1 protein-coding gene is annotated in these 370 nt (G+C 54.3%); it reads right to left on the reverse strand.

What is annotated here, in order from left to right:
* The coding region (locus tag ACYP03_RS24680) for a cache domain-containing protein (protein ID WP_459782480.1) at positions 1 to 370 on the reverse strand (370 nt) is incomplete at both ends.

Consider the following 370-nt stretch of genomic DNA (forward strand, 5'->3'; position numbering starts at 1 on the left):
TCGCCGCCCAGCAGATGAATAATGCGCTTACTGGCAAAAATCAGGACGCTGAGAATAGCCACTGTGATGAACAGGCAAAGGACGAGTTTCCAGCTGGCGGTGGACCAGAAACGCTGATTGACTTCGTTATAGCCAATGCCGGTACCGACATACCAACCCCAGTGGGGCGTCTGGCGGGCGATAGACAGCTTTTCTTCAATGCTGCCGTCAGCCTGTTTCTGCGTCCAGGTGTATTGAGCGAGCTTGCCTCCGCTGGTTGCCACGGCCTGTTTGAGAATGTTACCGACACTGTTACCGTTGCCGTCTTTGAAGTCATGGAAGCTGGTGCCGTGCAACTGAGGATCCAGCGGCGCAGCAATAAACATCAGCT

It is taken from the genome of Photobacterium sp. R1 (assembly GCF_054600795.1).